18 protein-coding genes are annotated in these 20,159 nt (G+C 43.5%); 13 read left to right on the forward strand and 5 right to left on the reverse strand.

Annotated features, from left to right (window positions below):
• Window positions 1-25 precede the first annotated feature (25 nt).
• The 10 genes from purQ (at window position 26) to D0C36_RS10610 (ending at window position 10,494) form a co-directional block, all read left to right on the forward strand.
• A complete protein-coding gene (gene purQ, locus D0C36_RS10565; protein WP_117391597.1) occupies window positions 26-718 on the forward strand; it encodes a phosphoribosylformylglycinamidine synthase subunit PurQ in 693 nt (230 codons plus the stop codon).
• Complete coding sequence (locus tag D0C36_RS10570) at window positions 718-1,461, forward strand: type III pantothenate kinase (protein WP_117391598.1); 744 nt, start codon at window positions 718-720, stop codon at window positions 1,459-1,461. Before purQ ends, D0C36_RS10570 begins: the two co-directional genes overlap by 1 nt.
• Window positions 1,454-2,776, forward strand: coding sequence for a hypothetical protein (locus tag D0C36_RS10575; RefSeq protein ID WP_117391599.1), 1,323 nt, complete (start codon window positions 1,454-1,456; stop codon window positions 2,774-2,776). Before D0C36_RS10570 ends, D0C36_RS10575 begins: the two co-directional genes overlap by 8 nt.
• A gap of 9 nt (window positions 2,777-2,785) precedes the next feature.
• Window positions 2,786-3,364, forward strand: a complete 579-nt coding sequence (gene lptC / locus D0C36_RS10580; protein WP_117391600.1) for an LPS export ABC transporter periplasmic protein LptC — start codon at window positions 2,786-2,788, stop codon at window positions 3,362-3,364.
• Between the two features lie 113 nt (window positions 3,365-3,477).
• Window positions 3,478-5,574, forward strand: coding sequence for a peptidylprolyl isomerase (locus D0C36_RS10585; protein ID WP_262512198.1), 2,097 nt, complete (start codon window positions 3,478-3,480; stop codon window positions 5,572-5,574).
• Between the two features lie 84 nt (window positions 5,575-5,658).
• Window positions 5,659-6,174, forward strand: coding sequence for a DUF2480 family protein (locus D0C36_RS10590; protein ID WP_117391602.1), 516 nt, complete (start codon window positions 5,659-5,661; stop codon window positions 6,172-6,174).
• Window positions 6,175-6,301: 127 nt separating this feature from the next.
• Window positions 6,302-7,084 carry a DUF3108 domain-containing protein gene (locus tag D0C36_RS10595; protein WP_117391603.1) on the forward strand — a complete coding sequence of 261 codons (783 nt, stop codon included), beginning with the start codon at window positions 6,302-6,304 and terminating at the stop codon, window positions 7,082-7,084.
• Window positions 7,085-7,093: 9 nt separating this feature from the next.
• Window positions 7,094-7,657 carry a DUF3109 family protein gene (locus D0C36_RS10600; protein WP_117392727.1) on the forward strand — a complete coding sequence of 188 codons (564 nt, stop codon included), beginning with the start codon at window positions 7,094-7,096 and terminating at the stop codon, window positions 7,655-7,657.
• Between the two features lie 75 nt (window positions 7,658-7,732).
• Window positions 7,733-8,869: a GDP-mannose 4,6-dehydratase gene (gene gmd, locus D0C36_RS10605; protein WP_117391604.1), complete on the forward strand. Its 1,137-nt coding sequence runs from the start codon at window positions 7,733-7,735 to the stop codon at window positions 8,867-8,869.
• 11 nt (window positions 8,870-8,880) lie between these two features.
• Window positions 8,881-10,494 carry a gliding motility protein RemB gene (locus D0C36_RS10610; protein ID WP_117391605.1) on the forward strand — a complete coding sequence of 538 codons (1,614 nt, stop codon included), beginning with the start codon at window positions 8,881-8,883 and terminating at the stop codon, window positions 10,492-10,494.
• Window positions 10,495-10,836: 342 nt separating this feature from the next.
• Here the strand turns inward: D0C36_RS10610 and D0C36_RS10620 are convergent, their stop codons facing one another.
• Both D0C36_RS10620 and tilS read right to left on the reverse strand, forming a co-directional pair.
• A complete protein-coding gene (locus tag D0C36_RS10620; RefSeq protein WP_117391607.1) occupies window positions 10,837-11,322 on the reverse strand; it encodes a hypothetical protein in 486 nt (161 codons plus the stop codon).
• Window positions 11,319-12,653: a tRNA lysidine(34) synthetase TilS gene (tilS, locus tag D0C36_RS10625; protein WP_117391608.1), complete on the reverse strand. Its 1,335-nt coding sequence runs from the start codon at window positions 12,651-12,653 to the stop codon at window positions 11,319-11,321. Before tilS ends, D0C36_RS10620 begins: the two co-directional genes overlap by 4 nt.
• Before the next feature lie 49 nt (window positions 12,654-12,702).
• Here tilS and D0C36_RS10630 point away from each other — a divergent pair, with 49 nt between their 5' ends.
• Window positions 12,703-15,312, forward strand: coding sequence for an OstA-like protein (locus D0C36_RS10630; protein WP_117391609.1), 2,610 nt, complete (start codon window positions 12,703-12,705; stop codon window positions 15,310-15,312).
• Here D0C36_RS10630 and rdgB read toward each other — a convergent pair.
• Both rdgB and D0C36_RS10640 read right to left on the reverse strand, forming a co-directional pair.
• Window positions 15,309-15,893, reverse strand: coding sequence for an RdgB/HAM1 family non-canonical purine NTP pyrophosphatase (gene rdgB, locus D0C36_RS10635; RefSeq protein WP_117391610.1), 585 nt, complete (start codon window positions 15,891-15,893; stop codon window positions 15,309-15,311). The two genes, D0C36_RS10630 and rdgB, sit on opposite strands and share 4 nt — an antisense overlap.
• Before the next feature lies 1 nt (window position 15,894).
• The gene (locus D0C36_RS10640; protein WP_117391611.1) at window positions 15,895-16,506 is read right to left on the reverse strand and encodes a hypothetical protein; all 612 of its coding nucleotides are present in this window, start codon (window positions 16,504-16,506) and stop codon (window positions 15,895-15,897) included.
• Window positions 16,507-16,658: 152 nt separating this feature from the next.
• On the opposite strand from D0C36_RS10640, the gene D0C36_RS10645 reads away from it, so the two are divergent.
• Window positions 16,659-18,083 carry a peptidylprolyl isomerase gene (locus tag D0C36_RS10645; protein ID WP_117391612.1) on the forward strand — a complete coding sequence of 475 codons (1,425 nt, stop codon included), beginning with the start codon at window positions 16,659-16,661 and terminating at the stop codon, window positions 18,081-18,083.
• A 1-nt stretch (window position 18,084) separates the two neighbouring features.
• Window positions 18,085-19,047: an AAA family ATPase gene (locus D0C36_RS10650; protein ID WP_117391613.1), complete on the forward strand. Its 963-nt coding sequence runs from the start codon at window positions 18,085-18,087 to the stop codon at window positions 19,045-19,047.
• Window positions 19,048-19,239: 192 nt separating this feature from the next.
• Here D0C36_RS10650 and D0C36_RS10655 read toward each other — a convergent pair whose 3' ends face one another.
• Entirely contained in the window at window positions 19,240-20,106 is an 867-nt protein-coding gene (locus tag D0C36_RS10655) for a DUF4440 domain-containing protein (protein WP_117391614.1), read from the reverse strand.
• Window positions 20,107-20,159: the final 53 nt, after the last annotated feature.

Genomic DNA, 20,159 nt, shown 5'->3' on the forward strand with positions numbered 1-20,159 from the left:
TCAGCGGTTATGTTAGCTTTGTAACATGAAATTTGGCGTAGTAATTTTTCCGGGTTCAAATTGTGATGAAGATATCATCCACGTTCTTCAAAATGTGATGGGGCAGCAAGTAGTTCGTTTATGGCATAAAGACCATGACCTGCAAGGTGCTGATTTTATTGTATTACCCGGCGGTTTCTCTTTCGGCGATTATCTGCGTTCCGGCGCTATCGCACGTTTTTCACCTATTATGCAAGTGGTTATCCAGTTTGCAGCCAAAGGCGGTAAAGTAATGGGTATTTGTAACGGTTTCCAGATACTGGCCGAGGCTGGTTTGGTTCCGGGAGCTCTGTTGCATAACAAGAACCGCAAGTTTGTTTGCCGCAATATTTACTTAAAAGCGCAAACCCAAAACTCAATGGTTACGCAGGGTATCGATCCGCAACGCGCGCTTAAAATACCTTTGGCACACGGCGAGGGCAATTATTTTGCCGATGCTGATGTACTAAAAAGCATTAACGATAACGACCAGGTATTGTTCCGCTACTGTGACGTAGCCGGTAACATTACTGATGAGAGTAACCCTAATGGTTCATTAGAAAACATTGCAGGTGTTACCAACAAAGGCCGCAACGTGTTTGGCTTTATGCCGCACCCCGAGCGTGCTGCCGAAGGCCTTGTAGGCAATGAGGATGGTATAGCCATATTTGAATCGATACTGTCACTGTCAAACGCTTAATGCTGAACCTGGCTGTTGATATTGGTAATACCTTAACCAAGATTGCCGTTTTTGAGAACGATGATCTGATAGAGGCCAAACAATATGACCAGGTTGAGGTGAGCGATGTTGAAGCGATGCTGGAGAAACACAGCATTTTAAAGGTGATCATATCATCAGTAAAACACAACGAAGAAGCCTGGCAAACCTTGCTTGCCAATAACTTTAAAGTGTTAAAGTTTAATGGCCTGGTACAGGCAGGCATAAATAACCACTATAAAACACCCCAAACACTTGGCGCCGATAGATGGGCTGCTGTAATTGGGGCGCATCATTTATATCCTACTCAAAACAACATTATTATAGGCGGAGGCACCTGCATCACCTATGATTTTGTTGATACCGGCGCAAATTATTTTGGCGGCAGTATATCACCGGGCTTAAATATGCGTTATAAAGCGGTTAACCATTTTACCGCAGCATTGCCACTGCTAAATGCCGATGAAAATTTCGGTGCTAACTATGGTGATGATACCGCCTCGGCTATACAGTCGGGCATACAAAACGGGATAAAATATGAGCTGCAAGGGTTCATATCTGAATATGTAAAACAGGGTGCCGGGTACAACATAATACTGCACGGGGGCGACAGTATTTTTTTTGATACTCTATTGAAAAATAGCATCTTTGCCCCCTATATTAAAATTGAACCATACCTGGTTCTTAAAGGATTAAATGCAGCGATACAACAGCATAATGACTAAATATTTAAGGTTATTACCGGCACTATTTCTACTTAGCACAGCAACACTTAGCGTTAAAGCGCAAAGTACGGCCACTACCAGTTCTCCATACTCACGCTATGGTTTAGGCGATATCAATCCTGCGTTGCTGCCTCAAAATATTGCCATGGGTGGCATTGGCGTTGCTACTAACCGCATCAGTGGTTTCAACAATGTTAATATGCTAAACCCGGCATCATACGCTTCGGTAAACTTAACTACTATTGATATAGGTGTTTATGGTAGCTTTAATAAATTAGAGAAAAGCGGCGTTGCACCCCAAACCAACTCAAACTTCAGGTTAAACCATATTGCTTTTGCTATACCTGTAACCAGGAGTTCGGCACTTAGCTTTGGTTTAATGCCATACAGCGAGTTGGGTTACAGCTACAGATCTGTTTCTCCAAACCTGGGTAGCGGCACCGCTGCCGATACCAATGCCGTTAACTACCTTTATAACGGCGATGGCGGCCTTACCCGTTTCCACGTTGGTTATGGTTTCATGATAGGCAGGCACCTGTCTGTAGGTGCTAATGCAGCATATATTTTTGGTAACTTAAAAGAAACACAATCAACCGAAATACCCAACCTTGCCGGCGTGCATAACTCACGTATTGAGGAAAGCAACAGCATAAAAGGATGGAATTACGAATACGGTGTACAATACGCGTTTGATTTTTCGGCACGTAAACACCTAACCTTTGGTTACTCGGGTGCTGCAGGTACCAGCCTTAACAGCCAGCGCAGCTACATTGTAAGCAGCTATTTCCGTGATACCAATGGAGATGAAGGTGTGGCTACAGATACCTCGGTAAATAACCAACAGGCATCAGCTAAAATAAGGCTGCCAAATATTAACCGCTTTGGGGTATCATACCAGTATGATGGCAAGTATTTGATCGGTGCAGATTATACCATGAGCAATTGGTCTAAACTTACCTTTGCCGGCGCAAACAAAGGCCTGCAAGATAGCCGTACCATTAATGTTGGTGGGCAGATAACGCCAAACTCAAACTCACTTAATAACTACTTCGCATCAGTAGATTACCGCCTGGGTTTCATTTACGATAAAACGTACCTTAACATCAATAACACCGATATTAAACGTTATGCTATAACCGCAGGCCTGGGCTTACCATTAAGGGCCAACAATAGCAGTTTTTATAAAATAAATATCGGTGCTGAGCTTGGTAAACGCGGTACATTGGTGAACGGGTTGATAAAAGAAAACTACATCAACCTGCACTTATCATTCACGCTTAACGATAAGTGGTTCCAAAAATACAAGTTTGATTAATTTTGCCTGATGCAAAGCGGACTGCTTAAACAATGTTTGCTTTACACGCCGGTGTTATTCATTGGCCTGCTGCTAAGCGCTTGCGAGAACGATCTTAACAAGGTAAGGGCCATTGCTGCAGCTGATGCAACAAAACCTATACAGCGCACCACCGGCGTTGACATGATAGTTAACGACTCATCTAAACTAAAAGCACGCCTGTTAACTCCCTTGCTTTTAGAGTACGATACCAAAGATAGTTTGGCCCATAAATTTATGCCCAATGGCGTAAAAGTTATCTTGTTTAACGGCAACACCAAACCGGAAGGTACAATAACTGCCGATACCGGTTACTTTTATGACGCAAAAGAGTTGGTAAAATTCAAAAAAAACGTTGTTGCCGTAAATGATGAGGGAACCAAGTATCAATCAGAAGAACTGCTTTGGGACCGCAAGACGAATAAGGTATACTCCAACCAAAAAGTGTTAATGACAAAGCCTACCGGCGACCAAATGGAAGGCACCAGTTTTGAAAGCGTTGGACTTAAAAATCCGATATTTCAAAACGCCACTGCTATTATCCACGTAGAGGGCGATCCTACACAATAAAACTCAAATAATTACGCAAACTTTTGTATAATAAAAGTTTAGTAAAAATTGTATCTTGCGCCTCTTTTTTAAAAGAAAAATATAAAATTACATAGAATAGTTGTATGGGTATCATGAGTTATCTGCGAGACAGGATGGGAAAAATTCTCGCAGTTGTTATTGGATTAGCACTTTTGGCTTTTGTTGCTGGTGAAGTAATACACACCGGTAGTTCATTCTTAAGAGGCGATGCAACCACCGTTGCAGAAGTTAACGGCGAAAAAATTGATTACAAAGATTTTAGTCAAAGGATTGAAACAAGTACTGAGCAATTTAAGCAACAGTACAACCAGCCTTTAACCCCACAGGTTACCGACTATATCCAAAGCACTACATGGAACCAGTTGTTAACCGGTATCCTGTTAAAAAAAGAGATCGAAAGATTGGGCCTTGTTGTAGGTGATGCTGAAACAGCTTCAATGATAACCGGTAACAACCCCGACCAACAGATACAAAGCCAGTTTATGGATGAGAGCGGTAAGTTTGATAAGGCTAAACTTAACCAATTCCTTACCTACATCAACTCTGGTAAAGTTCCGGCTGCAGAGTTTGAAAGATGGGGTCAATTCGTTAAAAACGTTATCGATTCTAAAAGACAACAAAAATATGTTGCTTTAGTAAGCAATGGCCTATATGTTAACTCGCTTGAAGCACAAGACGATTATACAGACAAAAACAAGTTGGCTAACTTCAAATACACTGTATTGGATTACGCTTCTATCCCTGATAACAAGATCACGTTAACTGATGATGATTACAATACTTACTATAACGAGCACAAAGGCCTGTTTAAAAACCCTGAAGAGACCCGCAGCTTTGATTATGTAAGCTTTAACGCTGCACCATCTAAACAAGATAGCGCTGCCATCAAAGATCAGGTTGAAAAATTAGCTGCTTCTTTTAAAGCAAGTACTAACGATTCATTATTTGTTCAGATAAACGCTGAAACTAAAGCGCCTTTAGTATTTGCTAAAAAAGGCCAGTTAGAGCCAAAGCTTGATTCAGTAATGTTTACTGCAGAAAAAGGTGCTATTTACGGCCCTTACCTTGCAGGCGGCAAATACAAAATTGCAAAACTTATTGATTCTAAAGTTGGCCCCGATTCAGTAAAAGCACGTCACATCCTTTTAAACCCGGCTACCGAAGGCGGTATGGATAAAGCGGTTGCCAAAGCAGATTCATTGAAAAAATTGATCCAGGGTGGTAAGTCATTCGATGAGTTGGCTAAAACCTATTCAATCGATAAAAACTCTGCTGTTAAAGGTGGCGACCTTGGTACTTTTGGCCGTGGCGCTATGATCCCTGCGTTTGAAGATGCTGCATTTGACGGTAAAGCTGGTGATTTAGTAGTTGTTAAATCACAATACGGCGTTCACCTTTTAAACATCGAGAGCCAAAAAGGTTCATCAAAAGTGGTTAAAGTTGCCGTGGTTGATAAATCATTAGCACCAAGCAGCGAAACCCAAAATGCTGTTTATGCAAAAGCACAACAGTTTTTAAGCACTGCTAACTCAGAAAATTTTGCCGCACAGGCTAAAAAAGCCGGTTTAACTGTTAAATCATCTGATGATGTAACCGGTGTAGCATCAAGCCTTATAGGCCTTGACAATGCCCGCCCGGTAGTTAAATGGGCTTTCGGTGCAGATAAAGGTGCAGTAAGCGACCAGGTATTTGCAGTAGGCGATCAGTACATTGTTGCGCGCTTAAGCAACATCAAACCTCAAGGTGCATTACCTTTAGATGCTGTTAAAAAACAAATTGCCCCGGCTGTATTAGTTGATGTTAAAGGCAAACAACTGGCAGAGAAATTCCAGGCTGCATTAAGCGGTGCCACTTCAATTGACCAGGTTGCTCAAAAAGCTGGCAGCAAGGTAGTTCCTGTACAAAACATTGTATTTGCTAACCCGGTTATCCCAGGTTCATCAGCAGAGTTCAAATTGGTAGGTTCTATCTTTGGTTCGCAGCCAAACAAATTATCAGCACCGGTTAAAGGCCAGTCTGGTGTGTATGTTTACGTAGTGGAGAGCTTTGCTAACCCTGCAGCATTAACCAACACCGTACGCGAGAAACAACAGCTTAGCCAGGCATTGGCGCAGCGCACTCCCGGATCAGTATTGGATGCCCTGAAAGATAAGGCTAATGTAAAAGATAACAGAGCTAAGTTCTTGTAACATAAATTTAAAGTAATTTTACATCCGGCAGCTGCGTTATAGCACTGCCGGATTTTTTATTTTATACAGAGAGGGCATCAAGTCATGGAAATACAGGAAAACATCATCAACAAGGTTGCACAAAGCGGGCTGGTTACTTTAGACCCTGCACAATTTTATGTTGAAGGCGAACGCGTAGTTTACGATATAAAAGACAACCTGTTTCACGGGCTTATTCTTAAAGAGAAAGATTTCCGGGAGTTTGTAAAAAACCACGACTGGGCACAGTACCAGGATAAATACGTTGCCGTTACCTGCACAGCCGATGCTATTGTACCGGCCTGGGCGTACATGCTATTGGCTAACAAGATGGCACCTTATGCCAAAGAAGTTGTTTTTGGCGATGCCGAGGTACTGGAAACCGTGCTATTTGTTAAAGCCGCAAAAAACCTTGATGTTGAACAATACCGCGACCAGCGCATTGTTATAAAAGGCTGCGGCGATGTACCGGTACCCGTATCGGCCTACGTTGAGCTTACACAGAAATTAACGCCTGTAGCAAAAAGTTTAATGTTTGGTGAGCCTTGCTCAACAGTACCTATCTACAAACGTAAGGATTAGGCCTCACTCTGCCCTCTCCAAAGGAGAGGGTAGTAACAAAGAGCTTAAGTCCTCTCCCTTGGAGATGATTTAGGTGAGGCCAATAAGGATTAAACCGTAGCACGGTAATTGCGTCTATACCCCACAAATGAAGAAATTTTTTAGCGCCTTTTTGCTGATAGTTTACAGTACGGCGGGCGCGTGGGCGCAAGAGCAGGTTACAAAAATCAAAGAGAACGCCTTTAAGGCCGGCGAGCAGATTACCTACAAGTTACGCTACGGCTTTTTAAGCGCGGCAGAAACCGTTATTAAGGTTGAGGATAGTCCGTTGAAGTTTGATGGGCACTCGGCTTTACATATCAACGCACAGGCTAAAACAGTAGGTACGTTCAATTTCCTTTTCAATGTAAAAAACGAATACCATAGTTACATTGACCCTGTAACACTACTGCCCTATTATTACTCAGAGACCCGTAAGGAGGCTAAATACCGCCACTCTGATAAGGTTACGTTTGATCATAGCAAGAATATCATTACGGCAGATAAAGGCCAGTTCCCGTTTACGGGCGATGTGTTCGATTTTCTGTCGTGCTATTACTATGCACGTAACATTGATATCACAGGGCTTAAAATTGGCGAAGTATTAACTTTGCGCTATTTTTTGGAAGATGGCATTCATGCGCTTACCATCACCTACCTGGGTAAAGAACAGGTAAAATGCGGGCTGGGTACTTTTAACTGTTTAAAATTTAGCCCTACAATTATACCCGGCCGTATATTTAAAAAGAACAGTAAGCTATATTTGTGGATTACGGATGATAAGAACCGTATCCCGATTAAAGCCAACGTAGAAATAATTGTAGGCAGTTTAACAATGGATCTTACACAGGCCAGCGGTTTAAAATATCCGCTTAACCCTGTAAAAAAATAATACGATATGATGATAGAAGTTGGTAGTGTGCTGGTGCATGAAGAAGTAGTATCAAATAACTTTGTTTGCAATTTAAACAAGTGCAAAGGCGCTTGCTGCCTCGAGGGCGATTCGGGCGCGCCGCTTAACCATGATGAATTGCAGATATTAAAAGATATCTACCCAAAGGTAAAACCTTATATGACTGCCAAAGGAGTAGCTACTATTGAAGCTACCGGCACCCACGTTACCGATTTTGAAGGCGATTACACAACGCCATGTGTAGATACAAATAAGGAGTGCGCTTACGTAACCTGGGAAAACGGCATCACCAAATGTGCCATTGAGAAAGCTTACGAAGCAGGTGATATTACCTGGCAAAAACCCATCTCTTGCCACTTATATCCTATCCGTATAACTGCATACCCCGAGTTTGACGTTTTAAATTATGATCGCTGGAACATTTGCAGCCCGGCCTGCTCTTTTGGCGACGAGCTAAAAGTGCGTGTGCACGAGTTTTTAAAAGGCCCGCTTACCCGCAAATATGGCGAAGAATGGTACCGCGAGCTGGAAGATGCTGTAGAACATCTTTAAACATACAGCTTACCCGCCCGTTATTACAAGCTTTTACAATTAATTTGATAATATTGCACTTTATTAAGTTTGTGAATGAAAAAGGCTTTGATAACCGGTATTACCGGACAGGATGGTGCGTATTTAGCAGAGTTTCTACTAAAAAAAGGGTATGAGGTACATGGTATTAAACGCCGTGCCTCGTCTTTTAATACCGACAGGATAGACCACCTGTACCACGATCAGCATGTAAGCGGAAACAAGTTTTTTCTGCACTACGGCGATCTTACAGATTCAATGAATTTAACGCGCCTCATCCAGGAAATTCAGCCTGATGAGATCTATAACCTTGGTGCTCAAAGCCACGTTAAGGTAAGTTTTGAGTCGCCGGAATATACTGCAAATGCCGATGGTATTGGCGTACTGCGCATATTAGAAGCTATCCGCCTTTTAGGCCTTACTAAAAAAACACGTTTATACCAGGCATCAACATCAGAGTTGTATGGTTTGGTACAACATGTTCCGCAAAGCGAAACCACACCATTTTACCCGCGTTCGCCGTATGCAGTAGCTAAACTTTACGGTTACTGGATAATAGTGAACTACCGCGAGGCTTATGATATGTATGCCTGCAACGGTATCCTTTTTAACCACGAGAGCCCTATACGCGGCGAAACTTTTGTTACCCGTAAAATTACCCGCGCTGTTGCTAAAATTGGTTTAGGTTTACAAGATTGCCTGTACATGGGTAACCTTGATGCCAAACGCGACTGGGGCCACGCCAAAGACTACATTGTTGCCATGTGGCTGATGTTGCAGCAGGATAAACCGCAAGATTATGTTATTGCTACCGGCATAACCACCACCGTGCGTGATTTCATCAGGATGGCTTTTGGCGAACTGGGTATAGAGGTTGAGTTTAGCGGCAAAGACGAGAACGAGAAAGGTGTAATAGTTGACATAGATCAGGATAAAGCTGCATCGTTGGGTTTAAATACCGAAGCATTGAAATTTGGCCAAACCATTGTACGTGTTGATCCTAAATACTTCCGCCCTACTGAGGTTGACCTGTTGATAGGCGATCCGTCAAAAGCTAAAAAACAGTTAAACTGGGAGCCAACTTATGATTTGCAGGCATTGGTGACAGATATGGTACAGTCTGACCTTCACCTGGCCAAAAAAGATGAGCACATGAAAAAAGGTGGCTTTAAAACTTTAAACTATTTCGAATAGAACATCCTCGCATGAAAAAAATATTTATCAGCATCAGCTTACTATTGGCTGCGGCAGGGGTAGCGCGCTCACAAGCGGTTTACCAACCTTACTCTTACCAATTTTATCAAAAGTTTGATGCCGATATCTATTCCACCAAAACCAGGATACACTCGGCAATTAAATCATATTTCATAACCGATTCGCTTTTGCGGCACAGCTATGATTCTATCATGAATTATGGTGCAGGCAGTGCAAACAGTGCATTTACGCGTAAGCTTTTTAGCGAGCACCAGATAGATGTTAAAGGCAGCAACTCTACCTTTTATGCCGATCTGTTACCGGATTTTGTTATTGGCCGCGATTTTGCCCAAAAACAAAACTTATGGCAAAGTTCAATAGGCCTGCAAATTGGTGGTACCGTAAGCGATAAATTTTATTACAACATTACAGGCTATCTTAATCGCGCCGAGGTGCCCGATTATATTTCTACCTACATACGCCAGGTGGGCATTATGCCGGGTATGGCTTACGCAGGCACATTCAACAACAAGCCAAACGCCTACGGCTGGGATTATATTACAGCAGTTGCGTCATACCAGCCAAACAAATATTTAAATATCACAGCTGGCCGCGATAAAACCTTTATTGGCGACGGCTACCGTTCACTGCTATTATCTGATTATGCATCGCCATATCCTTTCCTTAGGCTAACGGCTAATCTGGGCAATATAAAATACATGGCTATGTGGGCCAGCTTTTCAGACCCGGCCGGCACCAGCGATCAGTTCCAGAACCGCAGCAAATGGGGCGTATTTCATTATTTAGATTGGAACGTAAGCAAACGCTTGTCGATCGGTTTCTTCGACTCGGTGATTTGGGGTGATGTTGACGATCAGGGCCACAAGCATGGCTTCGATTTTAACTATATCAACCCGGTTATCTTCCTGCGCCCGGTTGAGGCTGCCAACGGCTCGCCAGATAATGCGCTTATTGGGTTCACTACTAAGTATAAAATAACTGATGGCATTACTGCTTACGGGCAGTTCTCGCTGGATGAATTTACAGCTAAAGAATTTTTCTCGAACCCAAGTTACAGCAATAACAAATTTGGGTACCAGTTAGGGTTAAGGGGCGCAAACCTTTTTGGTGTTAAAAACCTAAACTATCTGGTAGAACACAATACCGTTCGCCCGTACACCTACTCAGAACGTGCAAGTATTTTAAACTACTCTGGTAACAGCGAACCACTTGCACATCCATGGGGCGCCAACTTCCGCGAAGTTGTAGGCCTGCTAAGCTACTCCATAAACCGTTTTGACCTGATGGGCGAAATTGATTACGGACGCTATGGTTTAGACGAGAATAACCTTAACTACGGTAAAGATATTTTTCAATCATACCGCACCCCTATCGGTAAATACGGCAACACTATTGGCCAGGGCTTAAGCACCAATATGGTTTACCTGCAGGGTAAAGTAAGCTATTTGCTTAACCCTAAATACAATTTAAGGTTAGAGTTGGGCGGCATTTACCGTACCGAAAAGAACAGCCAGTTTAATGACAAAACAGGGATGATCACTTTTGGTGTACGTAGTTCATTCAGGAACATTTATACTGATCTGGCCAGCTATAAAACGCACTAACAACACTCCACATTAAACAACAAAGGCAGCCAATGGCTGCCTTTGTTGTTTAATGTATTCCTTTCATGGTGAGCTGCCCGCCGTTGTTGGTGTTGTCACCAACAACTCTTCGCGAGGCTTTCATGTCGGCCCTGTATATGGCTTGTTGGTGACAACACCAACAAGAGCACGAGGTATTCGACAAGCTCAGGCGGACAGGTGGTTTGGTATTCACGCCATGAACATCGTGAACAAGCATGAACAACTTATTATCAATAAAATATAACTGACTAAATTTTGGCAGTACTGCCCTCAAATGAAAAAAGCAGCTAAAAGCTGCTTCCTTATAAATATCTTATCCATTTAAGCGCGCTTCATCTCGGCATTAAGTGCCCTTAAAAACTCATTAGCATGTTGTGAACCTATAATGTAGATCAAACCATCCCTGTCTGTTAAATGGATGGCATCGTTACCGGCGGCGTAAAAGCGGATGGTGCCCTTAGTATGCAGGTTATAAACCGGGTTATTGAACAGGTAACGGCTGTAAGTGCCTTTCTCAACCTTAACAATACTGTTAAGGTCTATCTTAACCCTGCGGGTTGACCATAGGCCATCCAACAGCACACTCTTGTTCTCTACCTTGGTACTAAAGTGCAGCAGGAAACCCATAATAATGGAGATGATGATAATCACAAAGCCTACTATAGCCAGCAGATCGCCGTTGCGTTCGCGCTCATCAGTAAAGAAATAGGCGGCAAAGCAAAACAAGGCTAATACCAGCCTTACGGTTATGGGAATCCACTCTCGGCCCAGGTATTGTTTCTCTACAAAAACGGCTTTATCACTCATAATTTAAACAATTCTAATATAGCAACTTTTTTGGTGGAAGCGCTCACCTTGTACTTATCGCTTGGGCGATAGCCGCCTATCCACATAATGTCGCCGTTTCCGTTAACAAGTAACGGGATATTTTTCTTAGCATGCAAGGGCACTTTCTGCTGAATAAAAAAATCGCTCAGCTTTTGCCTCGTCTTCATCCCCAGCGGGTAAAAAGTATCACCCTGTTGCCAGCTGCGAACGCTAAGCGGGTATACTAACAAAGCGGCATCCAGTGAAACCGCCAGCGGGTTATCCTTTATGATCAGCGCACTATCATCATGCAAAATATTTAACCGGTACCCGTTCCACTGCCCTTCCTTATCTCCGGTATGTAGTATAAGCTCACCGGCCTCAGTATTGCTTTTTAGGGTGATGATGAGATCCTGCCTGTCAACCACTACACGATGGGTGGCACTTTCAAACACCCGGCCGGGGTGTTTATCCAGCGCGGTAAGCAGGTCATCAATTACAGTTTCTATAAAATCAAAACGCTGCAGCAGCTTAAAAAGCAGCAATCGCTTTGGCGAAAGATGTTTTATTTTTTCGATGGACAGGCTGATATTATCATCATGCGGGATCAGCAGCTCGTTAGCCAGTTGTTCTACATGATTATTCAACAACTGCTCCATCTCCCTAAAGTTGCGCAGGTTATTCTCAAACGTGGCCTCAAGATTTGGGTTAAGTTCTTTTAACACCGGCACTACCTTATGGCGCAGTTTGTTGCGTGCGTATTTGGTTGATGCATTTGAGGCATCCTCAACATAAGTTAAACCTTGGGTGCTGATGATGGTCTGTATCTCATCGCGGTTAAGGAACAGCAGAGGGCGCACCAGGTAACCGTTTTGGGGCAAAATACCGTGCAGGCCTGCAATACCGGTACCGCGGGTTAGGTTCAACAATATAGTTTCAATCGTATCGTTCTGATGGTGAGCAAGGGCAATAGCATCAAAACCATACTGCAGGCGCAACTGTTCAAACCATTGATAGCGCAAATTGCGCGCAGCCATCTGGATAGATACTTTTTGTTCGGCTGCGTATTGGCCGGTATCAAAACTGGTGGTATAAAAAGGTACACCCAGTGTTTGTGCCAGTTGTTGCGTAAATTGCTGGTCGGCATCAGCATCGGCACCGCGCAGCATAAAGTTGCAATGTGCTATGGCAAAATTATAACCGGCAGCTTTTAACAGATGCACCATTAAAACAGAATCCATGCCGCCGCTTACGGCTGCAAGCACTTTGCCGGCAGGCGTAAAAAGCCCGTTTTGTTCAACAAAATCAACAAAGCGTTTAACAGGTAGCATGGTCAAAATTATTAATTTAATAAGCCCCGCAAAAAACTAATTTTGCAACGTGATAAAATACATCCTTAGCACTCTATTATTACTGGTAACCTTAACCGTTTCGGCACAGAAGAAAAAATCTGTGATCAACATGGTATCTTCAAAAAGTACCGAGGTTTTGGATACGAAAGATGGTAAACACATTATTAGGGTATACAAAGGTGTTTTTAAACAAGATTACTCTACCATGGAGTCTGACAGTGGTTACCTGCACCAGGAAGATAATTACCTTGAAGCCTTTGGCAATGTACACATTATACAGGGCGATACGCTGAACATCTACTCAGATAAGCTTAACTATAACGGCGATAATAAAGTAGCTATCCTTACAGATAACGTGCGGATGATTGACAAGGATGCCATACTTACCACCAATTACCTTACTTACAATACGGCAACACGCATAGGCACTTATACCGGTGGCGGTAAACTGGTTAACAAGGATAATACGCTAACCAGTAAGAACGGTTACTATTTTGCCAAATCGCGCGATTCTTATTTCCGTTACAATGTGGTACTGGTTACACCTGACGCTCTTATTAAAACAGATACTATGCGCTACAATACCGGCAGCCGCATAGCCTTTTTTTACGGCCCTACCAATATTTACGATACCAAACAAAAAAAAGACACCCTTTATACAGAGAATGGGCTTTATAACACCGTTACCGAGCAAGCTTTCTTCGGTAAAAAAAACCTGTATAAACAAGATACCAAAACCCTTACCGGCGACAGCCTGTTTTACGACAGGATTGCAGGATTTGGTAAGGCCATAAAAAACGTAACTTTTAAGGATAAGCAACAAAACATTACGCTTAAAGGCCAACTGGCCAATTACTATCGTGCTGCCGAGCGTACCGTAGTTACGCAAGACCCTTATGCTATCATAGTAACCGAGCAAAAAGACACCACGGCTACGGATAGTGTGCCTGTTAAGGACATACCCAAAAAAGGTGGCAAACCTATTACCAGGCAATCTGCTCCTATCAAGAAGGGGGATGCAGTTACTGTGGCCGTGAAACCACCCGCGGGGACTATCCCTGCTAAAGTGGTACCCGTGCCGCTGCCTGATTCGGTAAGGATCGATACAAGCAATCTAAAACCTCAGCTTAAAAAAGAAATTACGAATGCTATTAAGCAACAACCTGCGTTGGGCGTTAAAAAGGCCGATATACTGGCTGTAAAACCGCCGCCGGGTACCATGCCGGTTAAGGCACTATCAGCCCGGGCTGCTGATACAACAAAGAAAGTTATTTCAGCAGAATCTCCGCAAAAGGTTAAGCGCGATTCTATTTACATATCTGCCGACACGCTTGAATCGCAGGTGGTGACGTTTAAGGATTATAAGCTGATGCAGATAAAGCCAGTGCGTGATACTACCGCCAAGGGCAAGAAAAAGCCTGTAGTGGATAGCAAAACTTTAATATACATGCCTCCATGGCAGCACCAGGATACTGCACTGATAAAACATGCCAATTACTTTACAGCTATGCTGAAAGCCAAAGCCGATTCGGCAGCGGCAAAGGCGGCAAAAACTGCAAAAAATAAACCGGCACAGGTGGCCTCGGTTGATGATAAACCGGGTTTAGGGCAGTTGAAAGGCGACGGCGGTAAAGCCCCGGGCAAACCTGATGACGAAGACCTTGATAACGACCCTTTATTTTACAACCCGCCACTTGCGCTGAAAGATACTGCCCGTGTACGGATTGTGAAGGCTTTTCATAATGCTAAAATGTTTAAGTCTGACCTGCAGGCTAAATCAGATTCGATGTTCTACAGCTACGCCGATTCTACCCTGCGGATGTATGTAAAGCCAATGCTTTGGGCGCAGGGTTCGCAACTATCAGGCGATACCATTGCCATGCAAATGAAGAACAAGAAGATGGATAACCTCACCATGTATCCGTCATCATTCATTGTAAATATTGAGGAAGCCGACTCTATCCACTTTAACCAGGTATCGGGTAAACGCATGAAGGGATATTTTGTGAAAGATAAACTCGACCGCATGTTTGTGGTAGGCAATGCCGAAAGTATTTACTATAGCAGGGATAGCCTTAAAAAAGTTGACGGCATGCAACGCTCGTTAAGCAGCCGCATGCGTGTACATTTCAAAGACCAAAAGGCATCAACCATAGTATTTTTGGTTAAGCCTGAGCACCGTTATGGCCCGCTATCTAAATTCACCGAAGAGGAAAAAGTACTAAAGGGCTTTATATGGAAGCCAAAAGACAGGCCGGTATCTAAAGAATCTATCCTGCCATCATACAACAGAAAAATGGCAGCCAAAAACCCGCCGCCAAAGAAACCGCCTGTGGGTAAACCGGGGGCAACGCCGTCACCGGGCGATAAGTCGCTCGATTCGTTACGGAATAAACCACCGCTTAGTGCCCCTGTTAATGCACCGGGCAAAGCTAAGGCCGATACCACGGCAAGTAAAAAGCCGGCACCTGCTGTTAATAAAACAGATAGCGTAAAATTGCGGGTGCCTGTCAAAATAAATACCGATAGCACCAACGTTACGCCTGCACCAATAAAGAACAGGCAGCGCGAAGATAACCCAACCCCGCTGGCGCCAAAGAATGTTAAGAAAGATACGGTAGTAAATAAGCAGCTTTAAGCTTGCTGCTCTTTTAAAAATGCCACCAGTTTATCAACGGCCTGCCCGCGATGACTGATGGCATTTTTTTCGTCCATCGTCATTTCGGCAAGGGTAATGTCAAAACCTTCGGGCTCAAATATGGGGTCGTAGCCAAAACCCTCGGTACCGCTCAGTTCCTGTCGTATGGTACCTTCTACAACGCCATCAAAGAAATGCTCTTCGCCGTTCCACATTAATGAAATAACCGAGCGGAAACGTGCCTTACGATTTGTTTCGCCATAAAGCTTTTGCAGCACCAGTTTATTATTGGCATCATGGTCGCCATGTTTACCGGCATAACGTGCAGAATATATGCCCGGTTCGCCATTCAGCGCATCTATCTCCAGGCCGCTATCATCGCCAAAGCAATTGAGGCCAAAATGCTCAAATACATGGCGGCTTTTGATAGATGCATTCTCGTAAAAGGTGTGGCCGGTTTCGGCAATATCATCATGGCAACCTATCTCATCAAGGGTAACCAGTTTAAATTTGTCGCCTACTTTGGCGGCTACTTCGCCCAGTTTGTGTTTATTGTTAGTGGCAAAAACTAATTGCTGCATATTAAAGCGTTTTCATTTGTTCCCAAAAGGCTTTCTTGTTGTCGTTACTGCTCATCATGTCATCAAAACTAAAGCTATACAACACATGGATCTTTTTGCCTTGTACGGGCTTATTAAGCGGCAGGTTGCCAATACCTTCGGGCAGGGCGTCTTTACCCATTATTACCAGTCGGGTGGGGTCAAAAAAGGCAACCAGGGTTGCTAATTTTATCGGGGTAAGTTTATTTACATTCAATATCGCCACATCGGCAATGCTCAATTCTTTACGCCCAAGTATACTTTCGAGCGCTGCGCGATGGCCTGCGTTCATGTATTCCTCGTTGGCATAATTTACCAATATTAAAAACTGCTTTTGATTATCGCCCATATAATTAAAAGCGGGTTTTGGCGTTTCCTGTACAGGTTGAGCAATTATTGGGGCAACAGGCTCGGTTTTTTGTGCCATTACCTGCGGAGCTGATTGGACAGGATTTTCTGCTGCAACGGGTTGCACAGGCTCAGGAGTTGTAATGTCAGCAACAGTTTCAGGTGCTACCGAAAGCTTATCTTGCTGCAGCAGGTAAATATCATCCTGCATAATAAAACGGTAAGCCTGCGGATTCTCAACTCTCATATTTTAACAAATTTTAACCAAAAATACCTATTTGAGCTGAAGCTTTATAAGCATATTCGCACAACGGTTCAATTATACATTAATATTGATAAATTTTACCGAAATTTGCTTACTTACGGATTTGGCTATCCGCTTTTTAGTTTAAACATTACATGAGAAAATTAGGACTTTCCCTTTTAAATATTCTACTGGTTATTACTGTTGCCAACGCACAGCAAAAACGCACGCTTGATAAAATTGCGGCTGTTGTGGGTAGCAGCATCGTACTACAATCTGACGTTGAACTGCAGTACGCACAGTATATTGTGAGCGGCCAGCAGCCAAATCCGAGTATCAAATGCCTTATCCTGCAAAACCAGCTTACCCAAAAGCTTTTGGCGCAACAAGCGGTTATTGATAGCGTATCGGTTAAAGACGATGAGGTAGATAATGAGGTTGACAGGCGCATGCGATCATTTATGCAACGTGCCGGTGGCCAGGACCAGTTAGAGCAGTTTTTGGGCCGTTCTGTTATCCAATATAAAGATGAGATGCGCCCTGACATTAAGGAATCGTTAGTAGCACAACGTATGCGCGCTAAGATCACCGAAAAGGTTAACGTTACCCCACTTGATGTAAAAAACTATTTCGATAAGATATCAAAAGACAGTATCCCAACTTACAACAAAGAGGTTGAGGTAGGCGAAATTGTTTTCCAGCCAAAACTATCTAAAGAAGAAAAAGAAGTTGCCCGCCAAAAAATAACAGACTTGCGCGAGCGTGTTAAAAAAGGCGAAGATTTTGGTACGCTTGCCAGGATCTACTCGCAAGATGGTTCATCACAACAAGGTGGCGACCTGGGCTTTTTTGATCGCCAGCAAATGGCCAAAGAGTTTACTGCTAACGCCTTTAAGCTAAAAGCAGGTGAGATATCTCCGGTGTTTGAGACGGAGTTTGGTTTTCACTTTTTACAGGTGATTGAGCGCCGTGGCGAGCAAGTACATGCAAGGCACATTATTATTATCCCAACCATTACCGAGGCCAGCCTTGAACGCGCCCACAAAACTGCCGATAGCGTTTATAAAGCCATGCTTGCCGTTAAGAAATTTGATTTCTCAAGCGCTGCCGCCTATTACTCTGACGATAAAGAGACCAAATACAATGGTGGTATGATGTTAAATGCCGAAAACGTACAAACGCGCACCACCTTTATCCCTACTGATAAGCTCGACCCACAGGTTGCGCTTGTGGTTGATACCATGAAAGTGGGCACTATATCAAAACCCCAATTATTTACCGAGCCGCAAACCAATAAAAAAAGTTATAAGATATTATACCTTAAATCGGCGGTTAATGCGCACAAGGCTAACCTTGAGCAAGATTTTTCTAAGCTTAAAGAAGCCGCAATGAATGATAAGCTTAACCGCACCATTGCACAATGGTTTGAGAAACGCCGTAAAGAGACATTTATTAAAATAGACCCTGAGTACCAAAGCTGCGATGCGCTTAAAGGTTGGCTGCCTGTAGCTTCTGCTGCAACACCGGCCAGCGCGCAAACAACTACCACTACTACAGAAAACGCTACCACCGATAAATAAGATGCAATACCGCTCAGAGGTTGAGGCCGCTGATGCATTGAAAAGTGCTTATCAGGAAATACGTGCCGAAATAAGTAAGGTAATAGTTGGACAGGACGAGGTGATTAAGTTTGTCCTGATCTCGATATTCAGTAACGGCCACTGCCTGTTGGTAGGTGTGCCGGGGCTGGCTAAAACCTTACTGGTACAAACCGTAGCACAGGTATTAGACCTCGACTTTAAGCGTATACAATTTACCCCCGATTTGATGCCGTCTGACATCATAGGATCGGAAATATTGGGTGAGGACAGGAATTTTAAATTCATCAAAGGCCCGGTGTTCTCAAACATTATCCTGGCTGATGAGATAAACCGTACACCACCCAAAACCCAGGCTGCATTACTTGAAGCTATGCAGGAGAAAGCGGTGACTGCCGCAGGCGTAACTCATGCTTTAAGTAAACCGTTTTTTGTACTGGCTACCCAAAACCCTATTGAGCAGGAGGGCACCTACCCCCTGCCCGAGGCACAGTTAGACCGCTTTATGTTTAACGTTACGTTGGGCTATCCATCATTTAAAGAGGAGCTTGAGGTGGTAAAAAACACTACAGGCGCAACAACAGCCAGTGTTAATAAAAAGCTTAATGCTGAGCAGATCTCCTATTTCCAGCAACTGGTACGGAATATCCCTGTAAGTGATAATGTTTTAGAATATGCTGTTAAACTGGTTGGCAAAACCCGCCCTAACGGTGAATTTGCCACCCCTCAGATAAAACGTTTACTAAACTGGGGCGCAGGCCCTCGTGCATCGCAATTTTTGATCCTGGGGGCTAAATGCCATGCCGTATTAAACGGCAAATACTCGCCGGATATTGAGGATGTGCGTGCCGTTGCCAAGCCCATCCTTAGCCACCGTATCGTGCGCAGCTACCACGCAGAAGCCGATGGCCTATCGGCTGACGATATTATCGAACAATTATTTTAACGATCTTTAACAAGAATAATATAATGATATGTTATTGCGAGGAGCGTAGCGACGTGGCAATAACATCGCGTTTACAAATCTGCGAGGAGATTGCTTCTCCGCCAGCCGGCGGATCGCAATGACATTATTAGTATAAAATAAAAAGGCCCGAAAGCATTGCTATCAGGCCTTTTTATTTTCCATAGAAGGATATTAATTTTCTACCGTAGAAAATATTTCTAACAACAGGTTCCAGCGATGGTTGGCATCAGCTTCCCAAACGCGAACATAGTTGTAGTTATTTACGATGTTGCCTTTTTTGATACGGGCAGTACCGTAAGAATAAGAAAGATCGTTACTGCTTGAACGGCCAACGTTAACTGTTTGCGCAGTGATGTTAATGGCTTCATTAGCTAAAAACTTTAATATCTTATCTGTACCTACTACCGGCTCAAAACCAGGGAAGTAAAAACGTGCTTCGGGGCTTAAAAACTCCTTGTAACCGGCCAGTGGCGATAGCTCAAGCGAGTGGTTCAAAGTCTCATCGTTAGCGGTAAGGATCTTTTTACCCGCAAAAGGGTCTTTACTTGGTGCTTTTTGCTTTGTAGGATCAGCTTCTTTAAAGTCAATAGTTGCATCCTGCTCAGGCTCGGGATGTTGTTCGCCTACATTAAGCAGCAATTTAAACACACCGGTAGATAGGTCTTTACGCCAGATAGAAATAAAATCGCCGTAGATCTTATCATCGTCGCTTTTACCGTTCTGGTAAACATAAGGGCCGGCGGTAACACCAAGGTCGCCGTTGGCAGATATGCGCGCAAATTTTGGCACCGAGCTTAGTTTGCCTGGTTGTTTATCTATAGTGCTGTAAAACTCGTTTATTTTAACTGCATTAGGCCTGAAAACAATCCCCTCAGGGTCGGCAACAGAAAGAAAGCCATCTTTGATGCCTTTACGGCCTACGGCTTTACTCAAGTTTTCTTCGGCGGCTACTACCTCATTTACAGAAACTTTTGTTTGTGCAATGGCGCTAAGAACAGATCCGGAAAGTATAATTGCGGCCAGTAATGTTTTTTTCATACTCAGAATAGTGTGGAATTGGACGGGCAAGTTAATATTATTTTAAAACTGAT

Source organism: Mucilaginibacter conchicola (genome assembly GCF_003432115.1).
GTDB lineage: Bacteria > Bacteroidota > Bacteroidia > Sphingobacteriales > Sphingobacteriaceae > Mucilaginibacter > Mucilaginibacter conchicola.

Coding starts and splice junctions, on each gene's coding strand:
- purQ (WP_117391597.1), top strand. CDS start 26: ATGAAATTTGGCGTAGTAATTTTTCCGGGTTCAAATTGTGATGAAGAT.
- D0C36_RS10570 (WP_117391598.1), top strand. CDS start 718: ATGCTGAACCTGGCTGTTGATATTGGTAATACCTTAACCAAGATTGCC.
- D0C36_RS10575 (WP_117391599.1), top strand. CDS start 1,454: ATGACTAAATATTTAAGGTTATTACCGGCACTATTTCTACTTAGCACA.
- lptC (WP_117391600.1), top strand. CDS start 2,786: ATGCAAAGCGGACTGCTTAAACAATGTTTGCTTTACACGCCGGTGTTA.
- D0C36_RS10585 (WP_262512198.1), top strand. CDS start 3,478: ATGAGTTATCTGCGAGACAGGATGGGAAAAATTCTCGCAGTTGTTATT.
- D0C36_RS10590 (WP_117391602.1), top strand. CDS start 5,659: ATGGAAATACAGGAAAACATCATCAACAAGGTTGCACAAAGCGGGCTG.
- D0C36_RS10595 (WP_117391603.1), top strand. CDS start 6,302: ATGAAGAAATTTTTTAGCGCCTTTTTGCTGATAGTTTACAGTACGGCG.
- D0C36_RS10600 (WP_117392727.1), top strand. CDS start 7,094: ATGATAGAAGTTGGTAGTGTGCTGGTGCATGAAGAAGTAGTATCAAAT.
- gmd (WP_117391604.1), top strand. CDS start 7,733: ATGAAAAAGGCTTTGATAACCGGTATTACCGGACAGGATGGTGCGTAT.
- D0C36_RS10610 (WP_117391605.1), top strand. CDS start 8,881: ATGAAAAAAATATTTATCAGCATCAGCTTACTATTGGCTGCGGCAGGG.
- D0C36_RS10620 (WP_117391607.1), bottom strand. CDS start 11,322: ATGAGTGATAAAGCCGTTTTTGTAGAGAAACAATACCTGGGCCGAGAG.
- tilS (WP_117391608.1), bottom strand. CDS start 12,653: ATGCTACCTGTTAAACGCTTTGTTGATTTTGTTGAACAAAACGGGCTT.
- rdgB (WP_117391610.1), bottom strand. CDS start 15,893: ATGCAGCAATTAGTTTTTGCCACTAACAATAAACACAAACTGGGCGAA.
- D0C36_RS10640 (WP_117391611.1), bottom strand. CDS start 16,506: ATGAGAGTTGAGAATCCGCAGGCTTACCGTTTTATTATGCAGGATGAT.
- D0C36_RS10645 (WP_117391612.1), top strand. CDS start 16,659: ATGAGAAAATTAGGACTTTCCCTTTTAAATATTCTACTGGTTATTACT.
- D0C36_RS10650 (WP_117391613.1), top strand. CDS start 18,085: ATGCAATACCGCTCAGAGGTTGAGGCCGCTGATGCATTGAAAAGTGCT.
- D0C36_RS10655 (WP_117391614.1), bottom strand. CDS start 20,106: ATGAAAAAAACATTACTGGCCGCAATTATACTTTCCGGATCTGTTCTT.